Below are 19,150 nucleotides of genomic sequence, written 5' to 3'. Positions count from 1 at the left end.
CCGGCCCGCGGACCGCCACGCGCCCCGGACCACCGTCGACGGTGGTCCGGGGCGCGTGAGGGAGCGGACGGGGCCCCTGTTCAGCCGCTGGCGAGCGCGGCGAGGCGGTCGCCGACCTCCGCGGTCCGGACCTGCGCCTGCGGGTCGCGGGTGGACAGGTCGAAGGCCACCGCGGCGTTGACCTTCTTCGCCTGCTCGGTGCGGCCCAGGTGCTCCAGCAGCAGCCCCACCGACAGCACCGTGGCCGTCGGGTCCGCCTTGCCCTGGCCGGCGATGTCCGGCGCCGAGCCGTGCACCGGCTCGAACATGCTCGGGTTGGTGCCCGACGCGTCGAGGTTGCCGCTCGCGGCCAGCCCGATGCCGCCGGTCACGGCCGCGGCGATGTCGGTGACGATGTCGCCGAACAGGTTGTCGGTGACGATGACGTCGTAGCGGCCCGGGTCGGTGATGAAGAACATCGAGGCGGCGTCGACGTGCTGGTAGGCGACGGTGACCTCCGGGAACTCCGCGGAGACCTCCTCCACCGTGCGCGACCACAGCGACCCGGCGTGGGTGAGCACGTTGGTCTTGTGGACGAGGGTGAGGTGCTTGCGCGGTCGCGCGACAGCGCGCTCGAAGGCGTACCGGACGACCCGCTCGACCCCGAAGGCGGTGTTGAGGCTGACCTCGGTGGCCACCTCCTGCGGGGTGTCCTTGCGCAGGACCCCGCCGTTGCCCACGTACGGGCCCTCGGTGCCCTCGCGGATGCACAGCATGTCGATGGGGCCGGGCGCCGCCAGCGGGCTGGCCACCCCGTCGAACAGCCTGGCCGGGCGCAGGTTCACGTGGTGGTCGAGCTCGAAGCGCAGCCGCAGCAGCAGGCCGCGCTCGAGGATGCCCGGCGGCACCCCGGGGTCGCCGACGGCCCCGAGCAGGATCGCGTCGTGCTGGCGCAGCTCGTCGAGCACCGTGTCGGGGAGCAGCTCCCCGGTCCGCTGCCACCGGGTGGCCCCCAGGTCGTAGGGGGTGCCCTCCACGTCGGGAGCCACCTCACGGAGGACCTTGAGGCCCTCGGCCACCACCTCCGGACCGATGCCGTCTCCAGGGATCACTGCCAGGCGCATGGGAACAGACCCTAGGTCAGCGCGGGGTGAGGTCCGCCGAGCGGGCCTCACGTGCACCGATCCGGCTGGCGATGTCGCCGAGCAGCTCCGCGGGCACCGGGCTGTCCACGATCACCGCCATCAGCGCCTCGCCGCCGCGGTTGGTGCGGCTGACCTGGGCGCCGGCGATGTTGATGCCGGCCTCTCCCAGCGCCGCTCCGACGGCGCCCACCACGCCGGGCCGGTCGGTGTAGACGAAGAAGAGCAGGTAGCCCGACATGTCCAGGTCCATGTCGAAGCCGCCGACCTCGACCAGCTTGGGCACCTGGTTCTTGCCGAACAGGGTGCCGGAGACGGCGACCTCGGTGCCGTCGGCCATGGCGCCGCGCACGCTGATGAGGTTGCGGTAGTCGGGGCTCTCCACGTCGCTGGTCATCGCGACGTCCAGGCCGCGCTGCTCGGCGAACAGCGGGGCGTTGACGTAGGTGACCTGCTCCTCGACGACGTCGGAGAAGACGCCCCTGAGCACGGCCAGCTGCACGACGGCGACGTCGAACTCGGCGATCTTGCCGCGGACCTCGACGTTGACCGACTGGGCCAGGCCACCGGCGACCGCGGTGAAGACCCGGCCGAGCTTCTCGGCCAGCGGCAGGCCCGGGCGGACGTCCTCGGCGACGATGCCGCCGGCCTGGACGTTGACCGCGTCGGGCACGAACTCGCCCTGCAGGGCCAGCCGCACCGAGTGGGCCACGGCCGTGCCCGCCTTGTCCTGCGCCTCGGTGGTCGAGGCGCCCAGGTGCGGGGTGACGACGGTGTTGGGCAGCCCGAACAGCGGGCTGTCGGTGCAGGGCTCCGTGGCGTACACGTCGATCCCCGCCGCGCCGACCTGACCCGAGCGCAGCGCGTCGGCCAGCGCCGCCTCGTCCACCAGCCCGCCACGGGCGGCGTTGACGACGATCACGCCGCGCTTGGTGGTGGCCAGCTCCGCGGCCCCGATCAGCCCGAGGGTCTCCGGCGTCTTCGGGAGGTGGATGGTGATGAAGTCCGCCTCGCGGAGCAGCTCCTCCAGCGACACCGTCCGGACGCCGAGCTGCGCCGCCCGGCCCGGCTGGATGTAGGGGTCGTAGGCGATGAGGGTGACGCCGAACGCGGCCAGCCGCTGGGCGACCAGCTGGCCGATCCGGCCCAGGCCGACGACGCCCACGACCTTGTCGGTGACCTCGACGCCGGTGAACCTCGACCGCTTCCAGGTGCCCGCGCGCAGGGACGCGTCCGCGGCCGGGATGTGCCGGGCGGCGGCCAGCAGCAGCGCCACCGCGTGCTCCGCGGCGCTGACGATGTTCGACGTCGGGGCGTTGACCACCATGACGCCGCGCTCGGTGGCCGCGTTCACGTCGACGTTGTCCAGCCCGATCCCGGCCCGGGCCACGACCTTGAGGGCCGGGGCGGCCGCCAGCGCCTCCGCGTCGATCTGCGTGGCGCTGCGGATCATCACCGCGGCCGCGTCGGCCAGGGCCGGCAGCAGCGCCGCGCGGTCGGCGCCGTCGACGTGGCGGATCTCGACCTCCCCCCCGAGCACATCCAGCACGCTGGGCGCGAGTTCTTCGGCGATCAGGACGACGGGCGCGGTCGTGGTCACGGGTCCACAGCCTAGGGACGGCGGCCCGCGCTCCCCCGGCCAGCCCCTCCGCGCGACGGCGACACCTCCCGCATGAGGGGTGGGTGTGCTTGCCCACCGTGTGAGGCGCCGACATCCTGACCGCGCAGAGTCGGCACAGCCGGCGCCGACGGAGGAGACCATGAGCACCCACGACAACGAGCCCGGCACCAGCGGCGGCTCGCCCCAGTACGGCCAGACCCCGCAGTACGGGCAGGGCCAGCAGCCCGGGCAGGAGCACACGCAGTACGGCCAGCCGGGCTACGGCCAGCAGGGCCAGCAGGGCCAGCCCTACGGGCAGCAGTACGGTCAGCCCTCGAGCCAGCAGTACCAGCCGTCGCCGTACGGCCAGGGCCAGGCCTACCCGCAGCAGTACGGCCAGGGCGGCCATCCCCAGCAGTACGGCGAGTACGGGCAGTACGGGCAGTACGGGCAGTCGGCGGTCCCGGCCAAGCCCGGCGGCGTCGTCACCGCCGCGGTGCTCGGCTTCGTCTTCGGCGCGATCGGGGTCATCGTGACCCTGTTCGCCGTCGTCGCCGGTGCCGCGGCCAGCGGCAGCGCCAACGACTTCGACGACATCCCCGGCTTCGAGGGGGTCGCGGGAGCCATCGGTGGCGTCCTGCTGGTCTTCGGGCTGGCCGCGCTGGCATGGACCGTGGTGATGATCTGGGGCGCGGCGTGGGCCCTCACCGGCCGCAGCCGCGTGATGCTGTTGGTGGGCGGCTCCATCGCGCTGGCGTTCACCGCGCTGACGTTCATCAGCAGCCTGGCCGACGCCGACAACAGCGGCGCCGGAGGGATCATCATGAGCCTGCTGTTCTTCCTGGCGGCCCTGGCGATCGTCGTCCTGCTGGCGATGAAGCCGGCGGCGTCCTTCTTCGCCGCCCACCGCGCCCGGCGCGGGCGCTGACCTGCGGCTCCGGGGGCGGGAAGCCCCCGGAGCCGGTCTGGAGGATCCCTCGATGACCATCCCCAGTGGCTCTGAGCCCGAGTCCGCCCAGCACCGTGCCGCGGCGGGTGGGCCGTCGCCGTTCGTGCCATCGGAGCGGCGCCCGGGCCAGGTGCTCGCGGCGGCCGCCGTCGGGTTCGTCGTCGGCTTCTTCGTGCTGATGAACGCCTTGGTGCTGGTGGGCGCCGTCCGCCTGCTCGGGCCGGTGAGCGCTGTTTTCGGGGCCGTCTACCTCGCCCTGGCGGGGGCCTGCGTCTGGGGTTCAGTGAAGGCGGTGACCGGTCGCGGCGGCAGACTGCTCACCGTGGCCGGTGCGCTCACCGGTGGCCTGGGCGTCCTCGGGCTGGGGACATCGCTGGCCCAGGGCGCAGTCAACATCTGGTCGGTCCTGCTCGCCGCCGCCGGCACCGGGATCGTCCTGCTGCTTCTCCAGTCATCGTCCAGGGAGTACTTCGCCGCCCGCGGCGCGAAGTGAGCACGGCCGACGGACGACGACAGAGGCCCCCGCTGCCGAACCGGCAGCGGGGGCCTCGTCATGTCGCGCGTCAGTTGCGGGCGGCGGTCCCGGTGTAGTCGTCGGACGCCGACACCCAGCTCATGAGGCCCCGCAGCCTGCGGCCGGTCTCCTCGATCGGGTGCGCCTCGGCCTCGGCCCGGCGGCGCTTGAAGTCCGGCGCCCCGGCGTCCTGGTCGGCGATGAACTCCGCGGCCCAGGAACCGTCCTTGATGCGCGCCAGGACGTCCTTCATCGTGTCCTTGACGTGCTGGTCGACGATCTTCGGGCCGGTGGTGTAGTCGCCGTACTCAGCGGTGTCGGAGACCGACCAGCGCTGCTTGGCGATGCCGCCCTCGTACATGAGGTCGACGATCAGCTTCAGCTCGTGCAGGCACTCGAAGTAGGCGATCTCCGGCTGGTAGCCGGCCTCGGTGAGGGTCTCGAAGCCCGCGGCCACCAGCGCCGACATGCCGCCGCAGAGCACGGCCTGCTCGCCGAACAGGTCGGTCTCGGTCTCCTCGGCGAAGGTCGTCTTGATGACGCCGGCGCGGGTGCCACCGATGGCCTTGGCGTAGGCCAGCGCCAGGGCCTGGGCGCTGCCGCTGGCGTCCTGCTCGACGGCCACGAGGCAGGGCACGCCCTTGCCGTTCTCGAACTCGCGGCGCACCAGGTGACCCGGACCCTTGGGGGCGACCATGGCGACGTCGACGCCGGCCGGGGGCTTGATGTAGCCGAAGCGGATGTTGAAGCCGTGGCCGAAGAACAGCGCGTCGCCGTCCTGCAGGTTGGGCTCGACCGACTCCTTGTACAGGTTCCGCTGCACGTGGTCGGGCGCGAGGATCATGATCAGGTCGGCCTCGGCGGCGGCCTCGGCCGGCGTCACGACGCGCAGCCCCTCGGCCTCGGCCTTGGGCCGGCTCTTGCTGCCCTCGGGCAGACCGACGCGGACGTCGACGCCCGAGTCGCGCAGCGACAGCGCGTGCGCGTGCCCCTGGCTGCCGTAGCCCAGGACGGCGACGGTGCGCCCCTGGATGATCGACAGGTCGGCGTCGTCGTCGTAGAAGATCTCGGCGGCCATGCTGTGGTTGTTCCCTTCGGTTCGGTACGGAGGTCGTGGGCGGCCCCTCTCCGGAGGCGCGCCTCGAGCTTGCGAGGGGGCCCTCGTTCAGGCGGTGCGCTCGACCGGGCGCAACGTACCGGCGCCCGACATCGACCGTGGCCCCCGCCCCAGCGCGACGGTGCCCGACTGCGCCATCTCCTTGATCCCCAGCGGGGCGAGGACGGCGAGCAGGGCCTGGAGCTTCTCCGGCGTGCCGGTGGCCTCCAGGGTCACGGTGTCGGTGTTGACGTCGATGACGTGGGCGCGGAACAGCTCGGCGGTCTGCAGCACCTGGGTGCGGTCGGCCATGGGGGCGCGGACCTTGACCAGCAGCAGCTCCCGCTGGACGGCGCCGGCCGACTCCAACTCGACGATCTTGATGACCTCGATGAGTTTGTTCAGCTGCTTGGTGATCTGCTCCAGCGGCTGCGTCTCGGCGTCGACCACGATCGTCATCCGGGACAGGTCCGGGTTCTCCGTCGGCCCGACGGCCAGCGACTCGATGTTGAACGCGCGCCGGCTGAACAGCGCCGAGACCCGGGCGAGGACGCCGGACTTGTTCTCGACCAGGACCGACAGGGTGTGGCGGGTCATGTGGGTGGTGCCTCTCCGTGTGGGCTTGCTGTTCGCGGCCCCGTCCGGAGGCTCGCCCCGAGCCTGCGAGGGGTGAGAGGGACGGGGTCCTGCCGCTACACCTGGCCGTCGCCGAAGACCGGGCGGATCCCGCGCGCGGCCATGATGTCGTCGTTGCTGGCACCCGCGGCCACCATCGGCCACACCTGGGCGTCGGAGCCGACGACGAAGTCGATGACAACCGGGGCGTCGTCGATCGCCATGGCCTTCTCGATCACCGCGTCGACGTCGTCCTTGCTCTCGCAGCGCAGGCCCACGCAACCAAGCGCCTCGGCCAGCGCGACGAAGTCCGGGATGCGCACCGGCTTGGGCGTGCCGTCCGCGTTGCGCGCGTGCAGCCTCGTGTTGGAGTAGCGGCCCTCGTAGAACAGGGTCTGCCACTGCCGCACCATGCCGAGGTTGCCGTTGTTGATGACGGCGACCTTGATCGGGATGCCCTCGATGGCGCAGGTGGCCAGCTCCTGGTTGGTCATCTGGAAGCAGCCGTCGCCGTCGATGGCCCAGACGGTGGTGTCGGGGCGGCCGTACTTGGCGCCCATCGCCGCCGGGACGGCGTAGCCCATCGTGCCCAGGCCGCCGCTGTTGAGCCAGGTGCCGGGCTTCTCGTACTTGATGAACTGGGCGGCCCACATCTGGTGCTGACCGACGCCCGCGGCGTAGATCGCGTCCGGGCCGGCGATGGCGCCCAGCCGCTCGATCACGTACTGCGGGGACAGCGCGCCGTCCTCCGGCCAGTCGTAGCCCAGGGGGTAGGTCTGCCGCCACGAGTCCAGCTGGGTCCACCACGCGGCGAGGTCCGGGGTGCGCCCGGCCTCGTGCTCGGCGCGCAGCGCGGTGACCAGCTCGGCGATCGTCTCCCGGGCGTCGCCGACGATCGGCACGTCGGCCCGGCGGTTCTTGCCGATCTCCGCGGGGTCGATGTCGGCGTGCACGACCTGGGCCTCGGGCGCGAACGAGGACAGCTGGCCGGTGACCCGGTCGTCGAAGCGGGCGCCGAGGGCGACGAGCACGTCGGCCTTCTGCAGCGCGGTGACCGCCGCGACGGTGCCGTGCATGCCCGGCATGCCCAGGTGCTGCGGGTTGCTGTCGGGGAACGCGCCCCGGGCCATCAGGGTGGTCACGACGGGGGCACCGGTGAGCTCGGCCAGCTCGGCCAGCTCGGCGGTCGCCTGCGCCTTGAGCACGCCGCCGCCGACGTAGAGCACCGGCCGGCGGGCACCGGCGATGAGCGCGGCAGCCTCGCGCACCTGCTTGCCGTGCGGGCGGGTGGTCGGCTTGTAGCCGGGCAGGTCCAGCCGCGGCGGCCAGGAGAAGTCGGTGGTGGCCTGCAGGACGTCCTTGGGGATGTCGACCAGGACCGGGCCGGGTCGGCCGGTGGCGGCGAGGTGGAACGCCTCGGCGATCCGCTGCGGGATCTCGCGGGCGTCGGTGACCAGGAAGTTGTGCTTGGTGACCGGCATCGTGATGCCGCGGATGTCGGCCTCCTGGAAGGCGTCGGTGCCGATCGCGCTGCTGGGCACCTGACCGGTGATCGCGACGATCGGGACCGAGTCCATGTACGCGTCGGCCAGCGGCGTCACCAGGTTGGTCGCGCCGGGCCCGGAGGTGGCCATGCAGACGCCGACCCGCCCGGTGGCCTGCGCGTAGCCGGTGGCCGCGTGGCCCGCACCCTGCTCGTGCCGGACCAGCACGTGCCGCACCTGCGAGTCGAACAGCGGGTCGTAGGCGGGCAGGATCGCCCCGCCGGGGATCCCGAAGACCACCTCGACGCCGACCGCCTCGAGCGAGCGGACGAGGCTCTGCGCCCCGGTGCAGCCGATGAGCGGCTCGGCGGCGGCCTCTGTCACCGACCGGGCGGTGGTCTCGACGCCGGTGAGGGCCGCGGCGGCTTCGCGCGTCGCGGACTCGCCGGGGGTGGTGCTGTTCATGGCGTCTCCTGGCAGTGCCCCGGGTCGGGGGCGTCGGTTCGGGGGCCGTGCGGTGTGCACCGCGGGTGCCTGCGGCGCGGGCCGGCCACCGTCCGGAGTCCAGGGGGCCCGCAAACGAAAAACCCCTCGTGCCTGCGGGCACAGAGGGGTCAGCGCGTCGGTCGGGCGACCGACGCGCTAGGCGACTACGAGGAGCAGGCAGGCTGGGCGCACCCGCCCACTCTGCGCCTCGCCGTGGCCGCGCGTCAACCACCCCGTCCCACACAGTGGAATCCCGGGGTTTCAGACGTGGGACGACACCTCGACGGCGTCGAGCACCGCGGGGTCGAACCGGGCCAGCATCGCCGGCAGCTGCCCCGCGGCCACCGGGCGGCCGAGCAGGAAGCCCTGCAGGTAGCGGCAGCCGAGGCTGCGCAGGGCGGCCAGCTGACCGGTGGTCTCGACGCCCTCGGCGACGACGTCCATGCCCAGCGTGCGGCCGAGCTGCACGACGCTGTCGACGAGCGCGGCGGTGCGCGGGTCGGCCTCGATGTGGGCCACGAACGCCCGGTCCATCTTCAGCACCTGGACCGGCAGGCGGGCCAGCCGCGCGAGGCTGGAGTGGCCCTTGCCGAAGTCGTCCAGCGACAGCACACAGCCCAGGTCCCGCAGCGTGGCGAGATCGCCGTCCATCCGCTCCCCCGCGCCCATGAGCACCGACTCGGTGAGCTCGAGCATCAGCCGGTGCGGGGGCACCCCGGAGCCGGCCAGGGCCGTCGCCACGTCGGCCGCCAGGCACCCGGACTGCAGGTGCCGGATCGAGACGTTGACCCCGAGCTGCAGGTCGTGGCCGGCGGCCAGCAGCGGGGCCAGCGTGGCCGTCGCCTCCGCGAGGACCCACCGCTGCAACGGCACGACCAGGCCGTCGTCCTCGGCGAGGGGGACGAACTCCTCGGGCGGCACGGCGCCGAGCTCCGGGTGGTCCCACCGGACGAGGGCTTCCAGGCCCAGCACGCGACGTTCCGGGACGCCGACGACCGGCTGGTAGACCACCGACAGCTGGCCGCCGGCGATCGCCGCCGGCAGGTCGCGGGCCAGCCGGGCCCGGCGGTCGACCACCCGGTCCAGGGCCGCACCCGAGGAGCGGACGCAGTTCTTGCCGGCGGCCTTGGCCGCCCGCAGAGCGACGTCCGCCCGGCGCACCGCCTCGGCCGGCTCCTCGCCGGGGCGCAGGGCGGTGACGCCCACGCTGCCCGACACCCGGAACACCGGGCCGCCGTCGGGGCTCCCGGCGGGGGTGAGCGGGCGGTGGTCCCGGTCGAGCAGGACGACCAGCCGCTCGGCGAGCGTCGTCGCCTCCTCGCGCCCGCCGTGCACCAGGACGGCGAACTCGTCACCGCCCAACCGCGCCACGACGTCGCCGTCCCGGGCCGCCGCGCGCAGCCGGTCGGCGACCTCGCACAGCAACCGGTCACCGGCGTCGTGCCCCGCGACGTCGTTGACCGCCTTGAACCCGTCGAGGTCGACCAGCAGCAGGCACCCGGGGTCGGGGCCGGCGAGCCCGGTGCGCAGCGCGGCGATGAAGCGCGCCCGGTTCGGCAGGCCGGTGAGGAAGTCGGTGTAGGCCAGGCGCTCGAGCTCGCGCTGGCTGCTGGTGCGGGCGGTGACGTCCCGCAGGTGGAGGACGAGCCCGCCGTCGTCGCCGGTGCGGGCGGCTCCGGAGACCTCCACCGTCCGCCAGTCGCCGTCGGCGGTGCCCAGCCGGACCGTCGCGGGCAGCTCGGCCGGCTGCTCCCCCGCGCGCACGGCGATCGCCACCCGCGCGAGGAACTCCCGGTCCCCGGCGTGCACGAGGGCGAGCAGCACGCGGCCGGAGAGGTCGCGGTGGGTCCAGCCCAGCTGGTCGCGCACCGGCCCGGTGGCCCAGACCACCCGGCCGGCACGGTCGAGCAGGACGGTGACGGCCTCGCCGCTGTCCAGCAGGGCACGCAGCCAGCCCTCGGTGCGGCGGACGCGGCGGGTCAGCCGCTCCCCGTCCGCCGCCCAGAGCAGGCAACGCACGAACGTCAGCAGCATCAGCACGGTGATGCCCGCGCCCTCCAGTGGCGAGACGGTGCGGCCCGCGGTGACCCCGACCGCGAGGAACAGCGCGACGCCGAAGGCCGCGCAGGTGCTGAACACGACCGGGGCCAGCGGCAACCCGGCCGGCGGGTCGTCGTCCTCCCGGTCCCGGCCGGGGTCGACGTCGACCGACCGCATGACGGCCGCCAGCATCGCCAGCCACGCCACGCCGGTCAGGACGTCGAGGCCGGTGTCGTGCGCGCTGATCGCGAGGGCGCCACTGACCACCACGACGGCGAGCGCTCCGCAGGCCGCCAGCAGCCAGCCGGCCGCCCGGCGCCGTGCGTCGTCCACCACGCTCACCGCGACCAGCCCGAGGCCGCACAGCAGCGCACCCACGGCCGGGTAGCCGACGGCGACGAGCGCGTCTACCTCGTCGCCGGAGCGGGTGGCGACGTCGACCAGGAGCGCCTCGCCCAGCAGGCTGACCGCCACCAGCACGATCCCGCCGTCCAGCAGCGCCCGGGAACCGACGAGCCGGTCGCCGGCCGCGGGCAGCAGCCGGGCGCCGGCGACGATCGCCACGGGCACGGCGGCGAGCAGGGGCAGGTCGTGCCAGCCCGCCTCGCTGGTGTTGACCCCCACGCCGGCCAGTGCGCTGGCCGCCTGGCCGAGCCCCAGCAGCGCGGCGGTCAGGGACAGCGCCCGCCACGGGCGGGCGGAGCGCCCGGACAGCCGGCCTCCGCGTCGGGCGACGACCACCGCGGTGACCCACGAGCCGGCCGCGAGCAGGGCGGGGCCGACCCACAGCGCGGCGTCCGCCGCCGTGGTCTCGACCGCCGCGAGCGCCGCGCCGAGGACGGCCAGCAGGCCCAGCGCGGCGGAGGGGTCGCGGGGGCGTCCCGCGGCGCGCCCGCCCCCCCGACGGTCGGAGGCGCGCCGGCCGGCCGGCGCGCCGGCCATCAGCGCGAACCGACGAGACCCGGCCACAGCACGCCGGCCCCGTCGGAGAGCAGCTCGGTGAGCTCGGCCAGGCGCATCGGGCGAGCCAGCAGGAACCCCTGGGCGAAGCCGCAACCCAGGCCCCGCAGGGCGCCCAGCTGGGCCGGGGTCTCCACGCCCTCGGCGACCACGTCGAGGCCGAGGGCCCGCCCGATGGTCACCACCGACTCGCACAGCGCGCGGCTCTTCGGGTCGCGGTCGACCCGGGCGACGAAGGACCGGTCCAGCTTGAGGACGTCGATCGGCAGCCGGGTCAGGTCGGCCAGCGAGGAGCGGCCGGCCCCGAAGTCGTCGAGCGCCACGTGCACGCCCATGAGCCGCAGCGCCTCGATGTCGACGCCCACGTGGTCGCCGTCGGCCATCACGGTGGCCTCCGTGATCTCCAGGACCAGCCGCTCGGGCGCCAGGCCGGTGGCGTGCAGCACGGCGGCGACGTCCCCGACGAGGGTCCGGGCCGCGACGTGGGAGGAGGAGATGTTGACGCCCAGGTGCAGCGGCGTGCACGGGCTCGGCAGCGTGACGGCGGCGCGCGCCGCCTGCTCGAGGGCCCACCGCTGCAGCTCGTCCATGACGCCGGCGCGCTCGGCGACGGGCACGAACTCCGCCGGCGGCACCTCACCGAGTTCCGGGTGGCGCCAGCGCAGGAGCGCCTCGATCCCGGTGACCCGCTGCTCCTCGAGGGAGACCACGGGCTGGAACAGCACCGCGAACTCACCCCGGGTCCAGGCGCCGGGCAGGTCGTCGCGCAGCCGGTCCCGCCGGGCCGCGGCGTTGCCGAGGGCCGGCCGGTAGCGCACCGCCGTCCCCGGGCCGGACCCGGCCGCGGCGCGGACGGCCAGCTCGGCCCGGCTCATGAGGTCCGGGACGGTCGCTCCGGGGAGCAGTTCCACCACGCCGACGCTGGCGGCGAGGTCGAAGATGCCCGCCGCGGTGTCCACGGGCTGCTCGATCAGCGACAGGCAGCGGTCGGCGAGCTGGTCGACGGCGTGCGCCGGCCCCTCCACGAGGACGGCGAAGGCGCCGCCGCCTAGCCGGGCCACGACCTCGGGGGCGCGGACGGTGGCCCGGAGCCGCCGGCCGACCTCGACCAGGACGGCGTTGAGGACATCGGCTCCGGCGTGGTCGCGCACCTCGTCGAGGCCCTGGAGCTCGAGCAGCAGCAGGCTGGTGAAGGGCGCCCCGGCGGTGCCGGCACGGGCCAGCGCCTCCTCGGCGGCCCGGGCACAGCCGGCGCGGTTGGGCAGCCCGGTGACCGGGTCGGTGAACGCGACCTGCTCCAGGGCGCGTTCCCGCTCCACCCGCTCGGTGGTGTCGCGACAGTGCAGGACGACCGCGCCGGCGCCGGCATCGGTGCGGATGTCGGAGACGCTGGCCTCCAGGTGCCGCCAGGAACCGTCCGCGTGCGCCATCCGCAGCGGGAGGGGCTCGCGCGAGCGGGCGCCGTCGGCGTCCCGGTGCAGCGCCCGGGCCACCGGGAGGGCGTCCTCCGGGTGCACCAGCTGGAGCAGGTCCCGGCCGACGACGGGCCGGGCCGGGTCCCCGAGCGTCGTGCCCAGGGTCGGCGAGGCCCAGGTGACCCGCAGGTCGTCGTCGAGGATGAGCACCGCGTCGCCGCTGGACGCGACCAGGGAACGGAAGTAGGACTCGCTGCGGCGCAGCCGGGCCCCGAGGCGCTGCTCGTCGCGAGCGGTGACCCAGCGGTGCACGGTGGCCAGGACCGCGCACAGCAGCACGCCGGTGACCATGACCGGGTCGATCCGCCCGGTGAGCACCTCGGTGCCCGCCGCACCGAGCAGGGCGACGACCATCGCGAGGTGCGGCAGCACCTGCCCGAGCTGCGTGGAGCGGCCGCTGCGCGGCAGCGGCCGGTCGTTCCCGGTGCACGGGCCGGGGTCGGCCAGCGCGGCCGCGGCGAACAGGGCCAGGCCGCCGGCGACGAGGAAGCGGCTGAGACCGGTGGTGGCCGGGGCATCGGAGAGCAGGGCGGAGGTGGCCAGCGCCCGGCCGGTGGTCGTCAGGACCGTGCCGGCCAGCAGGGCCAGCGCCATCGGCTGGCGGTGGCCCTCGATGACGCCGAGCAGCACCAGCGCGGAGGTGACCGTGGCGGAGGTGACCAGCACCGCGGCGACCAGGACGAGCGCCTCGGACGGGCGCAGGTCCAGCCAGCTGCGGTCCGGGCCGAGCACGAGCAGTTGCACCACGAGCACGCAGGCGGTCCCGAACAGGGCGACCTCGACGGCGGAGCGCAGGCCCCGCCGGCGGCGCGCGCGGTCGACCAGGGTCAGCGCGCCGAGCGCCACCAGCAGGTAGCCGGGCACGGTCGGGAGCCAGCGCAGCAGCACCCGCTGCATCGGGTCCCCCGGCGCGAGGGCGACGTCCGCGACGAAGCCGAGGACCGGCAGCAGCGGGGCGACCGCGATCAGCCGCCACCCGCGCGCACCTCCCTGACGGGAGCTGCCCGCGCACCACATCACCACCGCCGCGACCACGCCCATCACGGCGACCGCGAGGTCGCCGGCGACGCCGGAGCCGGACGTGGCGGCGGACACCGCGCAGGTGCCCGCCACGAGCACGGCACTCCCCAGGAGCACCCACCTCAGCCTGTCCACACGGTGCATCTCGGCACGTCGGGCCGCGCACCACAGCGGATCGCGGAGGGGCTCACCCCTCGGGGTGAGCGCCGCGGCCCGCTCGGCCCCCTCGCAGGACCCCGCCGCGAGCCCGCGAGGGGCGGGGTCCTGCGCGGGGGTCCCCCATGGCACCTGGCCCCGTCCAGAGGCTCGCCGCGAGCCTGCGAGCGGTGAGGAGGACGGGGTCCTCCGTCAGCCGCAGATGGCACCCTGGGCGGCCGACCCGACGAGCTTGGCGTACTTCCCGAGGACGCCGGTGGTGTAGCGCGGGGGCAGCGGCTGCCACGTCTGCCGGCGGCGGTCCAGCTCCTCGGCGTCCACCAGCAGGTCGAGGGTGCGGGCGGCGAGGTCCAGCCGGATCGGGTCGCCGTCCTGGACGAGGGCGATCGGGCCGCCGTCCGTGGCCTCGGGCGCGACGTGGCCGACGCACAGTCCCGTCGTCCCGCCGGAGAACCGGCCGTCGGTCAGCAGCAGGACGTCCTTGCCCAGGCCCGCGCCCTTGATGGCGCCGGTGACGGCGAGCATCTCGCGCATGCCCGGGCCGCCCTTGGGCCCCTCGTAGCGGATCACCACGACGTCGCCGGCCTTCAGCGTGCCCTCGGTGACCGCGTCCATCGCGCCCTGCTCACCGTCGAAGACACGCGCGGTGCCCTCGAAGACGTCGGCGTCGAAGCCCGCGGACTTCACGACCGCCCCCTCCGGGGACAGCGAGCCGCGGAGGATGGTCAGCCCGCCGGTCCGGTGGATCGGGTTGTCCATCGCGTGGACGATCGTGCCGTCCAGGTCCGGCGGGGCGATCTCCGCGAGGTTCTCGGCCATGGTCCTACCGGTGACCGTGAGGACGTCGCCGTGCAGGAGCCCGGCGTCGAGCAGCGCGCGCAACACGACCGGGACGCCGCCGACGCGGTCGATGTCGGTCATCACGAAGCGACCGAACGGCTTGACGTCGGCCAGGTGCGGCGTGCGGTCACCGATCCGGTTGAAGTCGTCGAGGGTGAGCTCGACCTGCGCCTCGTGCGCGATGGCGAGCAGGTGCAGGACGGCGTTGGTCGAGCCGCCGAGCGCCATGACCACGGTGATGGCGTTCTCGAACGCCTTCCTGGTCATGATCTGGCGGGCGGTGATGCCATGGCGCAGCAGGTTGACCACGGCCTCGCCGGAGGCGACGGCGAAGGCGTCGCGGCGGCTGTCGGGGGCCGGCGGGGCGGCGCTGCCCGGCAGGGCCATGCCCAACGCCTCGGCCACGCTGGCCATGGTGTTGGCCGTGTACATGCCGCCGCAGGAGCCCATGCCGGGGCAGGCGGCCTTCTCGATGGCGTCGAGGTCCTCGCGGGTGATCAGCCCGCGAGCGCAGGCACCGACCCCCTCGAAGACGTCGATGATCGTGAGGTCGTCGCGGTCGCCGAGCTTCCCGGGCAACGTCGAGCCCGAGTAGAGGAAGACGCTGGCCAGGTCGAGCCGGGCGGCGGCCATGAGCATGCCGGGCAGGGACTTGTCGCAGCCGGCCAGCAGGACCGAGCCGTCGAGCCGCTCGGCGAACATGACCGTCTCCACCGAGTCGGCGATGACCTCGCGGGAGACCAGCGAGGCACGCATGCCCTCGTGCCCCATGGAGATGCCGTCGGAGACCGAGATCGTGCCGAACTCCAGCGGGTAGCCACCGGCGGCGTGCACGCCCTCCTTGGCCCGCTTGGCCAGCCGGTCCAGGGAGAGGTTGCAGGGGGTGATCTCGTTCCACGACGACGCGACGCCGATCTGCGGCTTGTCCCAGTCGTCGTCACCCATGCCGACCGCGCGCAGCATGGCGCGGGCGGGGGCCTTGGTGATCCCGTCGGTCACCTCACGGCTGCGGGGCTTGACGTCTGCGGTGGTCGTACGGGGTTCCTCCACGGTGGTCACGTCCGCCGAGGGTAGGCCGGTGGCCCGGACCGACAAGGAGAGCGTCGATACTGGTACCGACACCACCACCGTCCCGGAGGGCCCGTGCCACCGTCCGCGCGCCGTGAGCTGGCCGAGTTCCTCCGCTCACGCCGTCGCCAGGTCGACCCCCGCCAGGCCGGGCTGCCCACCGGGGGCGCCCGTCGCACTCCGGGGCTGCGCCGCGAGGAGGTCGCGCTGCTGTCCGGGGTCAGCCACACCTGGTACACGTGGCTGGAGCAGGGCCGCGAGATCCGGCCGTCCCGCCAGGTGGTCGAGGCGCTGGCCCGCACGCTGCGGATGTCGCCGGCCGAGCGCGAGTACGTGCTCCGGCTGGCCGGGCACGCCGGGACGACGCCGGAGGCAGCGGCGCACGGCATGCCCGCCCACGTGCAGCGGCTGGTGGACGCGCTCGGCTCCTCCCCTGCCTACGTCATCACCGCGAGCTGGTCGATCGTCGGCTGGAACGCCGCCTACGAGCGGCTCTACCCGGGCGTGGCCGCCGCGCCGGCGGTCGACCGGAACCTCCTGTGGCTGGTGTTCACCGACCCCGCGGTCCGCGCGCTGCTCGGCGACTGGAGCACCGACAGCCGGCGCTTCCTCACCCAGTTCCGTGCCGAGATGGGCCCCCGCCTCGCCGACCCCGACGTCGTCGACCTGGTGTCGCGGCTGGAGGCGGCCAGCCCGCACTTCCGGGCCGGGTGGGCCAGCCACGACGTCGACCGGTTCAGCTCCGGCGAGCGGCGCTTCGAGCACCCGGAGGTCGGGACGCTGCTGCTGGAGCACCACCAGCTCACCCCCGCCGACGCCCCCGGGCTGCAGCTGGTCGTCTACACGGCGGCCGAGGGCAGTGACGCGGCAGACAAGCTGGCGCGGCTGACCGGCTGACCCGGTCTGGGAGACTCGGCAGACGTGGCTGCTCCCGTCCGCATGCGGATGAGCCGGACGGCGTTGCTCCCGGTCGCCCTGCTCCTCCTCTGCGCCATCCCCCTGGCCTCCGCCGCGACCTGGGCGCTCGTCGTCCTGCTCGTGCCCGTGCTCGTCGCGGCCTGGGTGCTCACGGTCGGCGTGGACGTCGACGACGACGCCATCACCGTGCGCTCCCTCATCGGCCGGCGCCGGGTGCCCTGGTCCCACCTCGCCGGCATCCGGGTCGCCCCGCGCGGCGACCTCTGGCTGGTCACCACCGAGGCCACGGAGGTGCGGCTGCCCGTGCTGCGGGTCCGCGACCTCCCCCGGCTGGCCGCCGTCTCCGGTGGCCGGATCCCCTCCCCCGGCCCGGCGGACTGAGCCTCAGTAGGCGCCGACGACGTTGACCAGCGGTTCCCCGGCGAGCACGCGGGTGAGCTGGTCGACCACCGCGGCCGCCGCCCGCTCGTTGGTCTCCGGCACGTTGCCCGCGACGTGCGGGGTGAGCAGCAGCCCGGGGGCCGACCACAGCGGGTGGCCCTCCGGCAGCGGCTCGGGCTCGGTGACGTCGAGCGCCGCCCGCAGCCGGCCCGACCGCAGCTCGGCGAGCAGCGCGTCGGTGTCGACGACGACCCCGCGGGCGGCGTTGACCAGCAGCGCGCCGTCGGCCATCGCGGCGAGGAACCCCGCGTCGACCAGCCCGGTGGTCTCGGGGGTGACCGGCACGATCACCACCACGACGTCCGCCTGCGGCAGGAGGCGGGGCAGCTCGTCGGTGCCGTGGACGCCGTCCCGGGCGGTGCGGGCCACACAGGTCAGCTCGACGTCGAACCCGGCGAGCATCCGCCCCACGGCCCGACCGATGTCGCCGGCGCCGACCACGAGCACGCGGGAGCCCGCCAGGGACGCGAACGCCGCCGGCGACCAACGGCCGGCGTCCTGCTCGCGGACGAAGTACGGGAGCCCGCGCTGGGCGGCGAGGACCGCGGCCACGACCCACTCGGCCGTCGACGGCGTGTGCGCACCGCGGGCGTTGCACAGCACGACCCCCTCCGGCAGCCGGCCGGCGAACTTCTCCGCTCCCGCGCTGAGCAACTGCACCAGCCGCAGCCGGGGCAGGGCCGCGGCCAGCCCCAGGTCCGCTCCCCCGCCTCCGCGTGGCACCCACACCTGGGCCTGAGCGGCCTCCCCGGCGGGCACGTCACCCGGGTCCAGCCGGTGGGCGCGCACGCGCGGCGACACCGCCTCGACGGCAGCGGCCAGCGCCCGGGAGGGGACGACCACGTGCAGGGTCTCGTCCGGGCCGACGACGGCAGAACCGGTGATCTGGGGAGCCACGTGCACCGACACTAGGAGGACCCCGTCCCGCCCACCCTCGCGGGCCCGGGACGGGACCCCGACGAGGCCGCTCGGCGCACGTACTGTGGCGAACGTGAGCCGGTGGCGCGGGAGACGGGGGCCGGGGCTGGCCGGGGCCCTGTTGCTGACCGTCGTCCTGGCCGGGTGCGGCGGCGACGGCTACGAGCCGGCGGGCCCGTTCCGCCCGCTGCCGGAGGACCCGCCGCCGCAGGTCGGACCGCCCACGGAGTCCACGCCGCCGGCTCCGGGTGACCCGGCCGATCCGGGCTCCGGCGAGCGAGACGGCGACCCGAACGTCGTCGCCTCCGGCCTCACCGTGCCGACGGGGCTCGTCGTGCTCCCCGACGGCTCGGCGGTCGTCGGCGAGCGGGACAGCGGCCGGCTGTTCCAGGTCTTCCCCGACCGCTCCCCCGCGAAGGAGCTGATGACCGTCGCCGGCGTCGACCCGGCGGGGGACGGCGGCCTGCTGGGCCTGGCGCTGTCACCCACGTTCGGCGAGGACGGCCTGCTCTACGCCTACGTCTCCACCGCCACCGACAACCGGGTGGTCCGCTTCCCGCTCGGGGGGACGCCGAACCCGGTGCTCACCGGCCTGCCCCGCGGCGAGACCCGCAACGGCGGCGGGCTGCTGTTCGGCGCCGACGGCACCCTCTTCGTCGGCACCGGCGACACCGGCAACGCGGCACTCGCCCAGGACCCGGCGTCGCTGGGCGGCAAGGTCCTGCACGTCGACGTCTTCGGCCAGCCGGTCGGCGCCGGTCCGGTGTACAGCAGCGGGCACGGCAACGTCACCGCGCTGTGCACCGGCGGCCCCGGGACGCTGTTCGCGACCGACGACGCGGTGGAGGGACCCGACGCCCTCGACCGCGTCGTCGAGGGCAGCGACGCCGGCTGGCCCCAGCCGGGCCCCGCCAGCCAGGCGCCGGTGGTCGAGGTGCCGGCTCCCGAGGGCGGGCTGGGCGGCTGCGCGGTCTCCGGGCGCTCGGTCTTCCTCGGCGCCCTCGACGGGAAGCGCGTGCACGCGGTCCAGCTCGACGGCGGCGGCGCCCCCGTGGACGAGCCGACCGACTTCCTCGCCGAGCGCTACGGCCGGCTGCGCACCGTCGTCATCGACGCCGACGGCGCGCTGTGGATCACCACGTCCAACCGCGACGGCATCGGCACCCCGGTCGAGGAGGACGACCGGGTGCTGCGGGTGGTCCCGCCCGGCGGAGCGGACGACTCCCCGCTGTGACACGGCGACACTGTCGGCCTACCGGCCGACACCGCGGCCAGGTGCCGTCCCCCCGCTGAGGAGAGCCCCAGACACCCGCCCCCGCTCGGGAGGGCCTCCGGCCCCCCACTCCCAGGGACCACACCGCGGCCAGGTGCCGTCCCCCCGCTGAGGAGAGCCCCAGACCCCCGCCCCCGCTCGGGAGGGCCTCCGGCCCCCCACTCCCAGGGACCACA

Annotated in this window: 14 protein-coding genes; 5 read left to right on the top strand and 9 right to left on the bottom strand. The window is 74.8% G+C overall.

Going from position 1 to position 19,150, the window contains the following annotated elements; all coding sequences use genetic code 11:
- Positions 1 to 80: 80 nt before the first annotated feature.
- Complete coding sequence (locus tag CRP39_RS23590) at positions 81 to 1,103, bottom strand: 3-isopropylmalate dehydrogenase (RefSeq protein ID WP_097208844.1); 1,023 nt, start codon at positions 1,101 to 1,103, stop codon at positions 81 to 83.
- A 16-nt stretch (positions 1,104 to 1,119) separates the two neighbouring features.
- Entirely contained in the window at positions 1,120 to 2,721 is a 1,602-nt protein-coding gene (gene serA / locus CRP39_RS23585; RefSeq protein ID WP_097208843.1) for a phosphoglycerate dehydrogenase, read from the bottom strand.
- A gap of 160 nt (positions 2,722 to 2,881) precedes the next feature.
- Between serA and CRP39_RS23580 the strand changes: the two genes are divergently transcribed.
- Together CRP39_RS23580 and CRP39_RS23575 are read left to right on the top strand one after the other, a co-directional pair.
- On the top strand, positions 2,882 to 3,649 hold the full coding sequence (locus CRP39_RS23580; RefSeq protein ID WP_097208842.1) for a hypothetical protein: 768 nt from the start codon (positions 2,882 to 2,884) through the stop codon (positions 3,647 to 3,649).
- A gap of 52 nt (positions 3,650 to 3,701) precedes the next feature.
- A complete protein-coding gene (locus tag CRP39_RS23575; RefSeq protein ID WP_097208841.1) occupies positions 3,702 to 4,163 on the top strand; it encodes a hypothetical protein in 462 nt (153 codons plus the stop codon).
- Positions 4,164 to 4,233: 70 nt separating this feature from the next.
- On the opposite strand, the gene ilvC is transcribed toward CRP39_RS23575, so the two are convergent.
- The 6 genes from ilvC to ilvD form a co-directional block, all read right to left on the bottom strand.
- Positions 4,234 to 5,262: a ketol-acid reductoisomerase gene (gene ilvC / locus CRP39_RS23570; protein WP_097208840.1), complete on the bottom strand. Its 1,029-nt coding sequence runs from the start codon at positions 5,260 to 5,262 to the stop codon at positions 4,234 to 4,236.
- Between the two features lie 87 nt (positions 5,263 to 5,349).
- On the bottom strand, positions 5,350 to 5,877 hold the full coding sequence (ilvN, locus tag CRP39_RS23565) for an acetolactate synthase small subunit (RefSeq protein WP_097208839.1): 528 nt from the start codon (positions 5,875 to 5,877) through the stop codon (positions 5,350 to 5,352).
- 95 nt (positions 5,878 to 5,972) lie between these two features.
- A complete protein-coding gene (locus CRP39_RS23560) occupies positions 5,973 to 7,844 on the bottom strand; it encodes an acetolactate synthase large subunit (protein WP_097208838.1) in 1,872 nt (623 codons plus the stop codon).
- Between the two features lie 282 nt (positions 7,845 to 8,126).
- Positions 8,127 to 10,847: a putative bifunctional diguanylate cyclase/phosphodiesterase gene (locus CRP39_RS28185; protein WP_143426748.1), complete on the bottom strand. Its 2,721-nt coding sequence runs from the start codon at positions 10,845 to 10,847 to the stop codon at positions 8,127 to 8,129.
- Positions 10,847 to 13,477, bottom strand: coding sequence for a putative bifunctional diguanylate cyclase/phosphodiesterase (locus tag CRP39_RS23550; protein ID WP_143426747.1), 2,631 nt, complete (start codon positions 13,475 to 13,477; stop codon positions 10,847 to 10,849). Before CRP39_RS23550 ends, CRP39_RS28185 begins: the two co-directional genes overlap by 1 nt.
- 231 nt (positions 13,478 to 13,708) lie before the next feature.
- On the bottom strand, positions 13,709 to 15,415 hold the full coding sequence (gene ilvD / locus CRP39_RS23545; protein ID WP_097208835.1) for a dihydroxy-acid dehydratase: 1,707 nt from the start codon (positions 15,413 to 15,415) through the stop codon (positions 13,709 to 13,711).
- An 84-nt stretch (positions 15,416 to 15,499) separates the two neighbouring features.
- On the opposite strand from ilvD, the gene CRP39_RS23540 reads away from it, so the two are divergent.
- Together CRP39_RS23540 and CRP39_RS23535 are read left to right on the top strand one after the other, a co-directional pair.
- Entirely contained in the window at positions 15,500 to 16,321 is an 822-nt protein-coding gene (locus tag CRP39_RS23540) for a helix-turn-helix transcriptional regulator (RefSeq protein ID WP_097208834.1), read from the top strand.
- Positions 16,322 to 16,345: 24 nt separating this feature from the next.
- Positions 16,346 to 16,723, top strand: coding sequence for a PH domain-containing protein (locus CRP39_RS23535; protein WP_245854072.1), 378 nt, complete (start codon positions 16,346 to 16,348; stop codon positions 16,721 to 16,723).
- 3 nt (positions 16,724 to 16,726) lie between these two features.
- Here the strand turns inward: CRP39_RS23535 and CRP39_RS23530 are convergent, their stop codons facing one another.
- A complete protein-coding gene (locus CRP39_RS23530; RefSeq protein ID WP_216359897.1) occupies positions 16,727 to 17,680 on the bottom strand; it encodes a 2-hydroxyacid dehydrogenase in 954 nt (317 codons plus the stop codon).
- Between the two features lie 94 nt (positions 17,681 to 17,774).
- On the opposite strand from CRP39_RS23530, the gene CRP39_RS23525 reads away from it, so the two are divergent.
- Positions 17,775 to 18,935, top strand: a complete 1,161-nt coding sequence (locus CRP39_RS23525) for a PQQ-dependent sugar dehydrogenase (protein ID WP_097208941.1) — start codon at positions 17,775 to 17,777, stop codon at positions 18,933 to 18,935.
- Positions 18,936 to 19,150 lie beyond the last annotated feature (215 nt).

It is taken from the genome of Geodermatophilus sabuli (assembly GCF_900215145.1).
In the GTDB taxonomy this organism is placed as follows: domain Bacteria; phylum Actinomycetota; class Actinomycetes; order Mycobacteriales; family Geodermatophilaceae; genus Geodermatophilus; species Geodermatophilus sabuli.
Note: the sequence above shows the minus strand (reverse complement) of the source record. Positions and strands in the feature narration are given on the sequence as shown.